13 protein-coding genes are annotated in these 14,190 nt (G+C 53.7%); 9 read left to right on the top strand and 4 right to left on the bottom strand.

What is annotated here, in order from left to right:
- The first annotated feature begins 142 nt into the window (after positions 1-142).
- The 5 genes from Poly41_RS08030 (at position 143) to Poly41_RS08010 (ending at position 4,875) form a co-directional block, all read left to right on the top strand.
- Positions 143-574, top strand: coding sequence for a hypothetical protein (locus tag Poly41_RS08030; protein ID WP_146525385.1), 432 nt, complete (start codon positions 143-145; stop codon positions 572-574).
- Between the two features lie 45 nt (positions 575-619).
- A complete protein-coding gene (locus Poly41_RS08025) occupies positions 620-979 on the top strand; it encodes a hypothetical protein (protein ID WP_146525384.1) in 360 nt (119 codons plus the stop codon).
- A gap of 113 nt (positions 980-1,092) precedes the next feature.
- Positions 1,093-1,587: a hypothetical protein gene (locus Poly41_RS08020; protein WP_146525383.1), complete on the top strand. Its 495-nt coding sequence runs from the start codon at positions 1,093-1,095 to the stop codon at positions 1,585-1,587.
- Positions 1,588-1,738: 151 nt separating this feature from the next.
- On the top strand, positions 1,739-2,356 hold the full coding sequence (locus tag Poly41_RS08015; RefSeq protein WP_146525382.1) for a hypothetical protein: 618 nt from the start codon (positions 1,739-1,741) through the stop codon (positions 2,354-2,356).
- A gap of 290 nt (positions 2,357-2,646) precedes the next feature.
- A complete protein-coding gene (locus tag Poly41_RS08010; RefSeq protein WP_197231148.1) occupies positions 2,647-4,875 on the top strand; it encodes a PocR ligand-binding domain-containing protein in 2,229 nt (742 codons plus the stop codon).
- A 287-nt stretch (positions 4,876-5,162) separates the two neighbouring features.
- Here Poly41_RS08010 and Poly41_RS08005 read toward each other — a convergent pair whose 3' ends face one another.
- A complete protein-coding gene (locus Poly41_RS08005) occupies positions 5,163-5,942 on the bottom strand; it encodes a glycoside hydrolase family 16 protein (RefSeq protein ID WP_146525380.1) in 780 nt (259 codons plus the stop codon).
- 690 nt (positions 5,943-6,632) lie between these two features.
- Between Poly41_RS08005 and Poly41_RS08000 the strand changes: the two genes are divergently transcribed.
- Positions 6,633-7,490: a hypothetical protein gene (locus Poly41_RS08000; protein ID WP_146525379.1), complete on the top strand. Its 858-nt coding sequence runs from the start codon at positions 6,633-6,635 to the stop codon at positions 7,488-7,490.
- Positions 7,491-8,047: 557 nt separating this feature from the next.
- Entirely contained in the window at positions 8,048-8,257 is a 210-nt protein-coding gene (locus tag Poly41_RS07995; RefSeq protein ID WP_146525378.1) for a hypothetical protein, read from the top strand.
- Between the two features lie 180 nt (positions 8,258-8,437).
- On the opposite strand, the gene Poly41_RS07990 is transcribed toward Poly41_RS07995, so the two are convergent.
- Complete coding sequence (locus tag Poly41_RS07990) at positions 8,438-9,397, bottom strand: DUF6268 family outer membrane beta-barrel protein (protein ID WP_197231147.1); 960 nt, start codon at positions 9,395-9,397, stop codon at positions 8,438-8,440.
- A gap of 87 nt (positions 9,398-9,484) precedes the next feature.
- Positions 9,485-9,979 (bottom strand): hypothetical protein, encoded by a 495-nt coding sequence (locus Poly41_RS07985; RefSeq protein WP_146525377.1) that lies wholly within the window; start codon positions 9,977-9,979, stop codon positions 9,485-9,487.
- A 106-nt stretch (positions 9,980-10,085) separates the two neighbouring features.
- On the opposite strand from Poly41_RS07985, the gene Poly41_RS07980 reads away from it, so the two are divergent.
- Positions 10,086-11,090, top strand: coding sequence for a lysylphosphatidylglycerol synthase transmembrane domain-containing protein (locus Poly41_RS07980; RefSeq protein WP_146525376.1), 1,005 nt, complete (start codon positions 10,086-10,088; stop codon positions 11,088-11,090).
- Between the two features lie 28 nt (positions 11,091-11,118).
- Here the strand turns inward: Poly41_RS07980 and Poly41_RS07975 are convergent, their stop codons facing one another.
- On the bottom strand, positions 11,119-13,149 hold the full coding sequence (locus Poly41_RS07975) for a S46 family peptidase (RefSeq protein WP_146525765.1): 2,031 nt from the start codon (positions 13,147-13,149) through the stop codon (positions 11,119-11,121).
- A gap of 272 nt (positions 13,150-13,421) precedes the next feature.
- Here Poly41_RS07975 and Poly41_RS07970 point away from each other — a divergent pair, with 272 nt between their 5' ends.
- Positions 13,422-14,189: a glycosyl transferase gene (locus Poly41_RS07970; protein WP_146525375.1), complete on the top strand. Its 768-nt coding sequence runs from the start codon at positions 13,422-13,424 to the stop codon at positions 14,187-14,189.
- The last annotated feature ends 1 nt before the right edge of the window (position 14,190 follow it).

The following is a 14,190-nucleotide window of genomic DNA, read 5'->3' as shown; positions in this document are numbered from 1 at the left end:
GTCCCGTCCGACTGGATCCCCTTGCGGCGACAAAGCTCAACGCACGATCTATCCGAAAGTCAGGCGGCAAGCTCAACTAGCAAGTTGAGCTTTTTTAACGCCTGACCATCGGATAGATCGCATTTCGTTCCCCGACTGAGAAATGAACACGCCTCCTAGCGAAGATGACTGGCGTAGCGAACCGTGGTGCCTTGATGCCAAGGCCGCGTATGCGCGGTTCAGCGGTGCAACATTGGCTGATGCACTTCGTATGATCGTCGAAGATGCGATCAACCGCGAAGAAGACCTGATGTTCATGCCTGCGATATGCTTCCGCTACTACCTCCCTGCTTTCCTTGATTATTTGGCATCTGATGCGGCGAAGGGCGATTCTGATGGGGCATCATGTGTTTTTGGGCTGATCGATCATCGCCTTGATGACTTGTCGACGGATCCTGTGCTGCTGCGAAAAGCTATCGAGACAATTGAATATGTCGGCGAGCACCAAGAATGGTATGATGCAGACGAATCGATTTACGGCTCGTTCGAACGCAAAGCGAATAGACTACTGCGAAAACTAAGCAGAGAATGTTGATTGCGGCGCACCTAACGATGCACCCGAGCGGCGAAATCGGGCGTTTTGAAATCGTTGATCTGCCGATGCCGCTGGCTGATCGTTGCGTGGATCGCACTGAATGAATCCGATGCTCAACAGAACAATGAAAACTCGGACGCTGCAAGGATCCAGCAGTTGCTCCAGCAGCGGCATGACGCATTGAAACAACGGTACGATGCCGTCGTTCGGCAAAACGAAGATGGATCGCTACACGCCAAACACGTTGCTCCTGCACTTGACGGTTTATTGAAAGCAAAGGAGGAACTCGCGTCATCCAAACAAGATAAGATTGAGATTTGCAGAAAACGAATTGCAAATCTGCGAAGAGGCGAGGAGATCGCAGAAAAGTTACGCAAGGTGGGAGCCGGATCGTTCATTCGGTGATAGGTAATAAGTTTCGTATTATTGTCAACCTGGAGTCGAACCAGATTGAACTCGAACAGCTCATGATTCCGCCTGCCAAAGGGCCTGATTTGAAACGCTAACCTCGCAAATCGATGATTCACTTTCGCGTCAAACCGAATGTACCCGTTGGCATTCCGCCAATGATTGGCGTACTCGCTTCGCTCTGGCCCTTGGATGGCACGCTGTTAGCAGTGGTTTGCCTCCCGCTCATCCTTATCACGCTTTCCGTGGCCATTGCAACACGATCGTTGCGCCAACTGTTCTACGCAATTACCGCGTTCGCGATACTGTTGTCGACGATCTTATACAACATGCCACTCCGAACGGCATTCGCGTTTTCCAGATCATCGTTTGATCAACTCGCAGATGATGTCGAATCAGGGCGCAGCGTCGACACTCCGTGCTGGATCGGACCCATACGCATCTGCAAAGCCGAAACGTACGGCAATGGCGTCATCTGCCTGTGGACGGACGATAGCCCAGGCGGTCATACTGGATTTGTTCGACACGGTCCGTCGAATCTTCCCTTCAACTTGTGGAGTCATTCGATCATGAACGACTCGTGGCAGTTCATCGCGGAAGACTAACGCTAAGCGAGGACAGAACGAGCGGATGACGCATAAATTCGAGGGATTAAACCATATCGACTGGATTCAATAGGAACTCAGGGTCACAATGATCAGGTTCCTCAGCAAACGAGTGCCTTTACTTCACCACAGGTTTTTTACAAGAGCTGCCATGAGACACCAACTTTTTCCCCTGAACGTCATCTTCATTGCCATCGTCGCGTCGCCATTCACGAGCGGCAATTCTGCGGAAGTGGAAAAGAAGGAATCATCCGAGTCGATCGTGGCTACCGAACTTGACCGACACGAAATCAGCATTCGAACGCTGGATCGATCGTATCGTGAATCGATCGCCAGCCTGAACGAGGCCTATCAGGCTGATCGCGAGTCCCTTCGCAAAGCGATCACCAAGAAGCTGACAAAGCAACAAAAGCTACTCACCGAACAAGGTAAGTTAGACGAAGCGGTTGCTGTGCGCGAGCGCATCACGCAACTGAGTTCAAAGCGAATCTTGCCACCCCTGTCGTTTGGCGTCACGTCAGACTTGTCGACCCATGGCATTGTGGGAACTTGGCGTTGGAATAACGGCGTCGACGTGCGCAATCTTTCCGATGGAAAGACAAACGGAAACTGTACGTGGAAGTTGGTTGACGGCAGTAAGAACGAGTACCTGTTCAATTGGAGTAAGATCCCCGCCGACCGCGTCAGGCTTTCTGGAAACGGTCGCGTTTTGGAAGGCACGAAAGCAAACGATCTAACGTTCCGCGTCTGGGCCGTTCGAATCGACTGATCCCATCGCGCCGGCCCTGATTCACTGCGCTGTTTTCTTTTGATCAATCGGGCATCGGGAGTTTGTCGGAGGCTGATTGCAGCCTCGCGGGGATGGGGATATAGTTAACGAAGGGGTTGTTATGCGGCCCCGCCGGGACTTTAAGTGAAGCTGGTGTTCAGAAGCCGAGGTGGGGTGGTCCAAGAAAGGACCTGTGCGAATGGGAAACGGTCTTCACCGCGCCTGACTGGACGCACCATACGACGTCGAAGCCTAGTGAACCCGATTTGACACCAAGGGAGACCGCAGTCGTGTCGCAGCCTACGCGATTTCCCGACCTGACATTCTCCGATCTATTCGATGTCGAAGAGATTCAGAAGATCCAAGACGCATTTGCCGAATCCACCGGCGTTGCCTCGATCATCACCGATGTGGACGGTCGTCCGATAACGCGTCCCAGCAACTTCTGCCGCCTTTGTGAAAAGGTCATCCGATGCACGGAAAAAGGGCTAGAGAACTGCATGCACTCGGACGCTGTGTTGGGAAGGCCCGATCCGAATGGCCCCATCTTCCAGCCTTGCTTAAGCGGTGGGCTCTGGGATGCTGGAGCCAGCATTTGTGTGGGCGATCAACACATTGCCAACTGGATGATTGGCCAAGTGCTTACCGAGACGGCCGACACCGAAAGCATGATGGCCTATGCAAGGCAAATCGGTGCTGATGAAAAGGAGTTCGGATGTGCGCTCAGCGAAGTCACACGGATGCCCTTGGACCAGTTCAAGCGTGTCGCGAATAGTCTCTTTCTCTTTGCCAGACAGCTCTCGCGATTGGCGCTGCAAAACGTGCAATTGACGATTCAAGGAGACGAACTGGAAGCATTGGTCAAACAACGAACGGCGTCACTGGAAGAGCGGACGGAGCAACTGGCGAGTGCAAACGTTGACTTGGAGCAGGCGAAAGAAGCGGCAGAGGTCGCCAACCGGGCCAAAAGTGACTTCCTGGCCAATATGAGTCACGAGATTCGTACTCCCATGAACGCCATTATTGGTATGACCGATCTGGTCTTGGACTCCGACCTCGCTCCGTCGCAGCGTGAGTATTTGAAGATGGTCCAGGAATCAGGCGATTCGTTGCTGACGGTGATCAATGACATTCTCGACTTCTCAAAAATCGAGGCGGGTAAACTTGATCTGGAGGAGAGGGTGTTCAGCCTGCGGGAACGCGTCGGTGATGTGATGAAATCACTGGGCCTACGAGCAAACGATAAGGGGCTGGAGCTTGCTTGTCGGATTCATCCCGATACACCTGACATTCTGTTGGGAGACCCCGCTCGGCTCGGCCAGATTATCGTCAATCTGGTCGGCAATGCAATCAAGTTCACGGATCATGGTGAAGTCGTACTGGAAGCGGAATGCGAGTCCCATACAGACAACGAAGCCGTGCTTCGCTTCTCGGTTCGCGACACGGGCATCGGTATCCCCGAAGACAAGTTAGCTTCCATATTCAAAGCTTTCACGCAGGCCGACGTATCCACCACGCGCAAGCATGGAGGAACCGGCCTTGGACTCTCGATTTCGTCTCGCTTGGTCAGTCTGATGGAGGGGCGAATCTGGGTAGAAAGCGATGCTGGCGAAGGAAGCGTATTTCACTTCACTGTCCGTTTCAAGTTAGCAAGTGACACGCCCACCGATCTGTCACGAATCCGGCCCGAAGTTCTGCGGGGAACTCGCGTTCTGATTGTGGACGACAACTCAACGAACCGGCTGATTCTGGAAGAGATGACACGGAACTGGGGAATGCAGCCGGTCACCGCCCGAAGTGCCGACGAAGCAATCAATGTCCTGCGGCACGCGTACGAGACGGGGACGAAGGTGCCGCTCGTGGTTTCCGACGTCAACATGCCTGAGGTTGATGGCGTGACGATGACGGAGTGGATTCGGCAAGATCCAAAATTAGAAGCCACCACGATCATCCTCCTCACCTCGGGAACGAGTCCGGCTAACAGGAAACGATGTGACTCGCTCCACGTTGCCGAGCACCTGATAAAGCCGGTGAAACAGTCGGAACTCTTCAACGCAATTGGGATGTCCCTAGGAGTTTCAGTCCCGGCCGATGACCAGGCGGAGCCAACTTTGGGTGAGCAAGCGTCTGCCTTGCCGCCGCTAAAGGTTCTGCTGGCTGAGGATGGTTTGGTGAACCAGAAGCTGGCGGTTATCCTGATGGAGAAAAACGGGCACACCGTAGTGGTTGCCAACAACGGGAAGGAAGCCGTTGAAAAATCGGCATCACATGAGTTTGATGTTGTCTTTATGGATGTGGAAATGCCGGAAATGGATGGGTTGGAGGCGACAGCCGCCATCCGCGCCAACGAGAAACGGACAGGCAAGCACGTCCCCATTATCGCAATGACAGCTCATGCGATGAAAGGAGACCGCGAACGTTGCTTGGAGGCAGGCATGGACGATTACGTGTCCAAGCCGATTCGCGCGGAGCGTTTGTTTAAGACTTTGGCATCCGTCCTTCGAGACGGAAGGTCGTGAACTTGTCAAAGCCTTCAAGCTTCTGACTTAGCACCTACTCATTGTTTGCAAACATCAAGTTGGGAAAACCCACCTGCTCTGCAGCTTCCCGCAGGCCAATGATGTGCTCGCTGATACGCCATTCCCTTCATCAATTGAAACGTTGATTTCCACGGTGGACGTGGTTTCCTCCGATGATACATGGCAGGAGGCCAACACGATGGCAAAGCAGATGGTCAGAATCTTCGGGATTTGCACCGCACAAGTGATACGGCTGACGATCCATTTTGATCGCCTGATCTTCCTACTCATTTTTTCACCAAGTCATAAACACGAACGTAGTCCACCAAAAAACGATCTGGCAGTTCCACTTCTTTAATGTCCCCCGCCCAATCGCCGATTTCGTCACTGAGCTTGATGTAAAGCGGAACTTGACAAACGCCACCAGCATCCGTTCTCCATGTTTCCTTCCCGTCAACATAAAACACGTATTCCTCGGGCGTCCACAACAGCGCGAACGTGTGCCAGCCTTCCATGACCCCTGGGATTGTCACCGTAGTGCCTTTGCTTTGATGGTGCTCGCCGTAGCCGTCCCAGTGGAGGTTTTGTGTGACCCGATCATCGAGCCATGGTTTTTCCATGATGTCGATTTCCGTTCCATCTCGTCCTTGATCCCCGATCTTGTTAACACCGGAGTTGTACAGCCAGAATGCCGACCAGTGACCGGGTTTTTCCTGAAGCTTGATCCTAGCCACATAATAGCCATGGGCGTGTTCAAACCTTCCTCTTGTGCGAACGCAAGCATCGAGATACCGGTCGCCATCCTTGAGCGTGCTGATCGACAAGTGACCGTCATTCACTGAAACTGCCTTGCGTGACCACCATCCATCACGACGCTTGTTTTGTGGCACTTCCCACTTTGTTTCGTCCAGTTTTTCACCATCGAATTCGTCTTGCCACACCAACTTGAACATTTCACCTTCGGGGGCTTGCGGCAATGGTTCACTGGACTCGGCAGCCGCCGCAACGACTACCAGAATGGTTGTAAGCAGCAGCGACAGCATTGCCTGGTTGATCATGGTCTTCATGGAACAAGTCTCCGGTGAATTGAGTAAGTGAAAGTCGGCATTCTACCGATCCTTTCGCTGCAACACCAATGAACTCTTCAAGTGAAGAGATCAAACTCGTCACTTGATCTGGATGAGGTCCAGATCGATTCGCCAAACGCCCACCCTGACTTGCCAAGGACTTGGGGGACTTCGAACCAGTCACATGGGAAATCCTTCAACGTGGGCGACGGCATACAGCATGCAAGCTTTCAGGTGCGAGAGCTACCTTCCATACGCGATTGAAGATAGTCTTTAGTTGCATCGAGTTGGCACTTGGTTACTGGAGGGTTTAGTCGCCAATACCAAGAATCACTTTGCCAGCCCAATGCATTTCCTTTCTTGAAAAATGGTTCGATTGAGCCCCTTCCGCCTCGCCGTCGCTTCGGCCCGCACCCTGCAATGGGTCGAAGGGACGGTAGGGGCGGCCCCGTTCTGCGAAGGAATATTCCGAGTGTCTCGCATCAAGTTCGCGATGACGACGAAAGACTATACGATGCCTCTGGCAAGATTTTCTTGTGTCACGATCACTTGCATCGCGTACAATTGAGGATTGAGGAGCCATGAAATGCACGGGGGAACGAGTGGTCCATTCTCTCGTCTGCTTGCAAGTCGTTTGTGCGTCTCCGCTGATCAGTTCCGTTCCGTTTCCAAACCCTTTGAAGGTGCATCATGAAACTATCATCGATTGTGATTGCTGTGATTTTGACTGGTATATTCTCAATTCCTTCGAAGAGTTTTGGTGGAATCATTGCTGACTTGAGCAGTGATTGGAGCGACACGTCCAATCCAAACCTCGCCGCACATGGAGTTTGGGCCTATCGCGAAGGGACTAACGCATTACCTCTCGTAAACAATTGGACGCCGCTTGGCGCAGTGTCGACACAACCTGCATGGGCACCAAGCAGCGGCGAAGCCGATTTCATTCCTGCCATTTTTCGGTCCACTACCGACATCTTCGACTGGCAGACCGGCGACATCGTCGTCCATTCGTCAGACCCAGGAAGTGGGCCCAGTTCATCTACCGCAAACATCGCATGGACAAGTACATTTAATACTATCGTCAATCTTGATGGAAATGCCTGGATGGGACGCGATATAGGCCGAGGAAACGATTGGACTTTACTTCTGAACGGAAACATACTGAGCTATGGGCACCTTGAATCTGGCGACGCCTTTTCCCGCGCAAACCCGTTCTCATTTCAAGACGGTTCTGGTGGTTCTATTGCTTTATCAAACCTCTCCGTATCTGCGGGCGACGTAGTCGAGCTTCAAATTGCAAGGACTTCCGCAGACGGCGACTTTGTCGGTGTGAATTTGTCGGTAACGGCGGTGCCTGAACCGTCAGCGTTTGCGATACTCACTATTTCCGCTGTTGGAATACTGTCCTTCGTTCAAGTTCCGTTTTCGTACAGGGGACTGGCTTCCCAAAGGAACCACACCCCACAAGATCGCGCCCAGATTGGGCGTACTGCACCGAAGGACGGCTTGCGCGGTTTTGGAGGGCAGAAAGTCCTTCGTCCGTCCTGAGTGTCGGCTACCGTTCGCCGACTGAAATGCAATCCGCCCCTCAAACAAATTTTTGCTTAAATCCATGGCCTGAATCGAGTGTAAAGAATGTGGAAACACATGCTGCTCTAAGGCTGCGCATTGTCCGGTTCGCTGCCTCAATACTCGCGTTCGGTGTCACGGCGATCTGGTTGGTAAACCGACGAGCCCTCGAATGTCTCTTGAGCAATGGGCCGGCAACGCCGCGGTCAGCGCGATCCTGGCCGTTCATTCGAGCAAGTGATGGAGCACTCCTTGAACAAACGGATTCGTTGAATTCACTGTGACCTTTTGGTGCTTGTTGCGGCGGTGACCGCTGGCTGCGTCAGGAGCGCAACTCGGACCACCCACAACTACAAGAATCCGGATGCAATGCACGCGTCCGTCGCCTCACTCGTGCCAGCTGGGACATCGCTCCAAGACGCAACCGCTTTCGGGGCAATGGGACCCTAACTGGACAGCGCCACTCAGTCCGAGATTGATTCGGAAAATAACTGAATATCGCCGACAAAATGGCGCAGTCCAATTAGGGAGAGAAGATGCATGTGCTTTGGGGAGGTTTGACCGCAGCAGCGGGTTTCTTCATGTTGGTTTGTGGTCTTCGAAAGAGCGAGTTCATGGTCTATTGGTTAATGGCTGCGCGTTCGAAACTACTATGGGGCGAAAGCGCACATCGTTTCTATCAAGTAGTTGGCGTTGTCGTCATTGGCTTTGGAGTCTTGGTCGCTTTTGGCTTCATCGGGAGATAATTCTTGAACAATCCGTCAGTCATTTGGTTGACGTTCCTCGGCGTCGTTTGACTTGGGTATCACTCACAGAGCGTGAGCGAGGGATCGTCGAAAAAAAGCCTGTCTTTCGAGCAGTCGACGCAATTCGTTATATGATAGGTTGTACGTTGAACTTATGTGTGTTTGCGTGAATCATCCGGGCTAGAACTGCCAACCGGCCTGCACAAACAGTGCGTCGTCCAGATCGATGTCGTCCTCGGTTTGCTCGTACTCGATCGATCGATTGAAGCTATACCCCCCCTCGACGAACAATCCACGATTGCCAGCCCGGATTTGTTCGTAGCCCGCGAGTAATCGCAGATCGCTGAGCGTCAACTCATCGTCGGCACCGCTGTCACGTGTCACCGCCCAGGTGTTGCCGCCAAGCGTTCCCCCGATGTAAGCCCAGGCCTCCGCCTGACCACCCTGTTTCCAAAGCCGTCGCGCAATCCGCGGCCGCGGTAGCATCGCGTCAAACTTCCACCAAGGATTCGGCGTCCACGTCGCACCAAAGGCGGGTAACAGAGGCAAGTCGGATCGTCCGAGGTAGACGACCCCCAACGACAAGCTCAAATCAGGACGCTTTTGCCAATTGACCAACCCCAATCCAAACAAGCGAAAGGCTTTCTTACTGGTCGTGAAATCACTTCGTACCGAGGGGGTGATCATCACGGTCGTCGAAAAACGATCGGACCATACCCTTCGATTAAACAGTGAGACACCGGTGTCGTAAAGCGTTTCGGGAACGTCGATGGTCGTAGGGCCGTTCAAATGATCGGCACGGAAATAGGGCCGAATCGCCAGCAGGTTGTCCATGCTGCCAAGCGGAACACCGAGGCTGACTCGAGCTTCTTCAAACGAGACGTCCAACCCACCCGCCTTGTCGCCAAGGTCCGCGAGGTATCCTCCAACAAGCTCGGTCCCTTGATAGAAGCTCTTGCGGAATCTCTCGACCGGTTCTTCGCCAAATCGCAGTTCGGTGTTTTGATAGACTTCTTGTTCCACCGCGTCGCTGACAATCATCGGATCGTAATCTTGGGCAGCAGCAAACCTCTGCAGCACGATCATCAAGATCGTTGCCAGCAGCAAGAGCGTTCTGTTTCGATCGTACAGTCGTTCCATCCGTTGCCCTATTCTTCCGTGGCTTTCAGACCCCTCAGTGATACCCTAGTAGCAAGGCAACCCGGGAACCGTAAAGAGCGGTTACGGCTACGATCCCATGGTCTCAAGCAAACGACGCAGTTTCACGCGGACCGAATCGAAGGTGTAGGGGTCCTCGGCGTCTGCCGGCTGACCGGGCCTTTCAAAGTGAGGACGCTCCAAATACATCCGTCCCCACTCGGCATCGACGTCGTCGACCAACCCGTGCAGTCGTTCGGTATTCTCGACCAGCCCCGATATCAGTGCGGCGAACGCCTCCACCGGTTTCTCGTAACCTTGTTTCAATACCGTCTCGCTCGTTCGGAATCGGCGCAGCAGTACAATTTCCAGTGCACCTTCGGTATCGACCAGATGCTGTTCGAGATATCGCTCAATTTCTAGCTCCGCCTGACGTTTTCGGGTCACCGGGGAGGTGCCCTTGAGCATACGCTCCCCCCCCATGCGACCGATCGCGTCCGCCAGCGAGTAGCCGCGCTGTGCGAGGATTTCCCGCTCGATTTCAGCGTTTTTTTGTTTTTCTGCTTCGCTTCGCTTGTCGTTCATGATCCATAATTACCTGTTCGGGAAGAGGACCCTTGCATCATACCACTCAGGACTGCAAATGGATGCCGCTTGGACAGACGGGGGCTGACCACTATCCTTTCCGCCCATGCACCCCACTTGGAAAACCATCGGATGGACCGCAATCAAGTTTGCGATCCCTGCTGCCATTATCCTCTGGCTGGCGTTTTTCCATATCAATTGGGCGCTACTTTCTGCACAGCCCAAGAACTATGGTCTGTTGGCCGCCGCGTTGTTGGTCGCACTTGCCGCCGTAAGCCTCTCGTTTGCTCGCTGGTGCATACTGGTCCGCTGCCAAGGCATCTCGTTGTCGATGGTCGAAGCGTTTCGGATCAGCTCCATTTGCTTTCTGTTCAACTTTGTTTCCGCTGGCAGCGTGGGCGGCGATCTCTTCAAAGCGATTTTCTTAGCCAAGCGCCGGCCCGGCAAGCGTATCGAAGCGGTCGCGTCGGTGTTTGTCGATCGAGGGGTGGGACTGTACGGGCTATTGCTGCTCGTTGCGCTGGCGTTGCTCGTTGCCGATCCCTCCGGTTCGAGCGACGAGAACCGCGATCGGCTCGATCAGATCAAGCTCGCCACAGGAATCCTCGTCAGCATCGGAACCGTGGTGTTGGCGGTATTGGTCTTCGGTGGCAAAACGGTCGACCAACTGGTGCAGTTGGCCAGCCGTCTCCGTTGGATCGGCCCGTGGGTTGCGAAAGTCGGTGCTCCGCTGCGAATGTTTCATCGGCATCCGATCGCCTTCTTTGTCGCCGTTGCGATGAGCCTCGGGGTTCACTCACTTTTGGTGATCAGCATGTACTTGATCGCTCGCAGTCTGTACGTCCATCCGCCAACGCTGTTGGAACACTTCGTGATTGTCCCGATCGGAATGCTCGCTGCGGCCGTGCCGATCACACCGGCCGGGCTGGGCGTCTACGAAGTAGTGATCGAATGGCTCTACCGAACGATCCCTGCAACGAAAACGGCCGCCTCGGGCAGCTTGATCGCCTTGATCTTTGAAATCGTTAAGGTCACGATGGCGATCGTTGGAACGGTGTTCTACTGGACCGCCAACCAAGAGGAACGTGAAAGCCTTGAAGAACTCGAATAGTCGGCTCACGATGCCACCCTTGGTCCGACTATTTCCCGATCGAATCCGCTAACGCTTTGGCATCGTAGATTGACCGTAATGCTTCGAGGATGCCGACACCCGAGACGCTGACGGCTCGGGCCTGCTCATCGCTGTAGAGGTAGTCGCTGGTTAAACTTTGAATGTTCCCATCAAAGATCAAACCGACTAACTCTCCGTCACGGCTGACGACCGGCGAACCGCTGTTACCACCGATGATGTCGGCGGTGCAAACAAAATTCAATTGCGCCTGCAAATCAACTTGGTCCTTGGCCTTCATCCATGACTGCGGCAGATCGAAGTCGATTTGCCCCTTGTGTGATTCGGCATGCTGGTACGCTCCAGCGAAGTTGGTTGTCGGATCGATCCATTTTCCGTCTTCGCTATAACCTTTGACGGTTCCAAAAGCCAAACGCAACGTGAACGTGGCATCGGGGTAGCCGCTCGTCCCTTCCAGTGCGGTGATCGCTTGGGAAACCTTCGCATAGGCTTGCCGTTCCCGCTCTTCAATTTGTTCGTTCTTTTCGCGGATGATTCGGTATTCGGGTTCCAGCGTCCGGGCCAAGATCATGATGGGATCCTGCGAACTGAATACCGCATTGTGGCCACCCTCAATCAGTTCTTTGCGCACTTCGACATCATCGAGCCGCGTCCCTTCGATCAAAGCCGCGGCGCGTTCGCGCGGCCCCTTGCCGGCCAAAATCTCTTGAACCAGATTGTCCTCGACACCTCGGTGAATCGCGAGACGCGATATTTCATCGGCCAATTTGACTTGTTCCAAATCTCGGTAGATCGGCGCCGTGCTGAGCAATTCTTGCATCAGTGATTCACGTGACGAATCGGTAAACCCGCGAAGCCGCTCTGCATTCGGTTTCAACTCCTCACTCGCAAGCAGGACGATTTGCATCGCCAACTCGGCGAACGTGCTGCGCAGACTGACGGTCTGGTCGAGCATGGCTCGTTTGTCGTCTTGAATCGCTTCGATGGCGGACCACGCCATCGCCAAGTCCGCCAGCTCGGTATCTTTCTTCAGCTCGCTGAGCAGCCGGTCTTCTCGGCCCCGTTTGGCGACAAACGTCTGCGGGTCCTGCAAACCGGCGAGCATACCCGTGTACGCCTTGCGAGCATTTTGGATTCCAAATAATTCGTCCCGCGCCCGCCGTGCCTGCTCCGTCCCCTCCAACCCGAACTGTTGCATCAAAATTTCTTTCCGTCGCAAGTAGTCGAGGACATACGGAATTCGGTCATCACGCAAAAACTTGAGTGCTGCCACGGTAAAGATCCGCTGTGTGCGACCCGGATTGCCGCTGACAAAGACCAACTCCCCCTCGGAAAGTGGATTCCGATTCCAGCGCAGAAAGTGGTCGAGTTTCGCGGGTTTCCCCTCTTCGTAGACTCGCATGATGGTCGCGTCGAGGTTGAAGCGTGGGTATTCAAAGTTATCCGCATCGCCACCAAAAAAAGCCGCTTCCGTCTCTGGAGCCCAAACCAATCGGACATCGGTGTACTTCTTGTACCGATACAGATGATATTGGGCACCTCCAAATAACGTCACCACGTCGCTACGCAACCCCGTCTCATCAAATGATTCCTTCTCGATTTCCGCGATCACGGCGCGTCGTTGCTTCACCGCCTCTTCGCTGACCGCATCGGTCGAAACGCCCGCATTGACTCGCTCGGTGACGTTCAGAATCGCTACCAATTGATTCAGTTCCAAATCGGGTGCCTTCAATTCATCTTGCAAGGATTTGGCGAGGTACCCGTCTTCGATCAGATTACGATCTGGCGTGCTCAATTTGTGAAGTGTGTCACTGGCAACATGATGATTGGTCAACACCAACCCGTCGCTGGAAATGAACGATCCGGACCCTCCCACGTTAAAACGAACCGACGACAATCGCAGTGCATCCGCCCATTCGGCCGTCGCTTCGAAATCATGGCGTTCTTGCAGAAGTTCAGCAGGCAACTCATTAAACAAATACATCCCTTCGTCACCAGAAACCTGAGCTGGCAACCCTGTGGTGAAACTGAGCAATAACATCGTCAAAACGCGGGCTAGAGGTAATCGAGAAGTCGTCATCGTTGTGAACTCGGGGGAAGTAGGCGGTCGTGTCAATCGAGAAAAATTGTAGCAACATTGAGGCTCGTTTGTTCAGCATTTGGCCGCCGAGATCCGAAGGGGAGGAAAACCGGCTGCACCCCGCCCCTCCAAAGTGATCGGATTCCTCTTTCCCCGTTTCCCGATATTTCGTAGCTTCGAATCCTGAGAACTAGGATGCGCAATCACTCGGTGAAGACGGGAAGGAGCCTGTAATGGTAGCAAACGTTCTGTGTATCAAATGGGGAAGTAAGTACGGCAGTGAGTACGTCAACCGGTTGCTGAGCGGGGTTCGCGAACACCTATCGTTGCCGTTTCGCTTCGTTTGCCTGACCGACAATGCCACCGGGATTGACCCGCAAGTCGACATTCATCCGTTACCGGTAACCCCCTTCGACGAAAATGCGTTCGACGCTCGTAAGGGTGGCGAAACCTGGCGTAAAGTGGGACTCTTTCAGCCCAATTTAGCGAATTTACAAGGCGACACCCTGTTCTTGGATCTTGACGTCGTTATCACCGGATCACTGGATGATTTTTTCACCTACCGCAGCGGATCCTTCTGCGTGATTCATGATTGGCTCGAAAAACGCCGAGCATGGATACCAGGCCGCGATGGCCGTGTGGGGAACACCTCGGTATTCCGCTTCGATCCCGAACAACACGCCCGAGTCTACCATCACTTTTGTGCGCACCAAACCGAAGTGCTCGAGCAGTTTCGGATCGAGCAGCAGTACGTCAGCCGGACACTGTTGGATGATTTAGCGTTTTGGCCGAGCGAGTGGGTTTGTAGCTTCAAGCGAAGTTGTCGACCCAAATTCCCGTTGAACTTGATTCGTGACCCTTATCAACCGAGTGATATGCGAGTGCTGGCGTTCCACGGCTATCCACTGCCTGACCAAGCGATCGCTGGCTATTCCGCAGGGCCTTTCAAATCAACACGTCCAGCGACTTGGCTCAAAACCTACTGGAACGATGCCGCCTAGT

This window comes from Novipirellula artificiosorum (assembly GCF_007860135.1).
In the GTDB taxonomy this organism is placed as follows: Bacteria; Planctomycetota; Planctomycetia; order Pirellulales; family Pirellulaceae; genus Novipirellula_A; species Novipirellula_A artificiosorum.
The sequence above is the reverse complement of the archived record's forward strand: the minus strand, read 5'-3'. Positions and strand labels throughout refer to the sequence as shown.

Bases quoted from the DNA above. Each gene is read 5' to 3' on its own strand.
- Poly41_RS07970 (WP_146525375.1), top strand. From the start codon at position 13,422: ATGGTAGCAAACGTTCTGTGTATCAAATGGGGAAGTAAGTACGGCAGT.
- Poly41_RS07980 (WP_146525376.1), top strand. From the start codon at position 10,086: ATGCACCCCACTTGGAAAACCATCGGATGGACCGCAATCAAGTTTGCG.
- Poly41_RS07995 (WP_146525378.1), top strand. From the start codon at position 8,048: ATGCATGTGCTTTGGGGAGGTTTGACCGCAGCAGCGGGTTTCTTCATG.
- Poly41_RS07990 (WP_197231147.1), bottom strand. From the start codon at position 9,397: ATGGAACGACTGTACGATCGAAACAGAACGCTCTTGCTGCTGGCAACG.
- Poly41_RS08020 (WP_146525383.1), top strand. From the start codon at position 1,093: ATGATTCACTTTCGCGTCAAACCGAATGTACCCGTTGGCATTCCGCCA.
- Poly41_RS08005 (WP_146525380.1), bottom strand. From the start codon at position 5,942: ATGAAGACCATGATCAACCAGGCAATGCTGTCGCTGCTGCTTACAACC.
- Poly41_RS08015 (WP_146525382.1), top strand. From the start codon at position 1,739: ATGAGACACCAACTTTTTCCCCTGAACGTCATCTTCATTGCCATCGTC.
- Poly41_RS07985 (WP_146525377.1), bottom strand. From the start codon at position 9,979: ATGAACGACAAGCGAAGCGAAGCAGAAAAACAAAAAAACGCTGAAATC.
- Poly41_RS07975 (WP_146525765.1), bottom strand. From the start codon at position 13,149: ATGTTATTGCTCAGTTTCACCACAGGGTTGCCAGCTCAGGTTTCTGGT.
- Poly41_RS08030 (WP_146525385.1), top strand. From the start codon at position 143: ATGAACACGCCTCCTAGCGAAGATGACTGGCGTAGCGAACCGTGGTGC.
- Poly41_RS08000 (WP_146525379.1), top strand. From the start codon at position 6,633: ATGAAACTATCATCGATTGTGATTGCTGTGATTTTGACTGGTATATTC.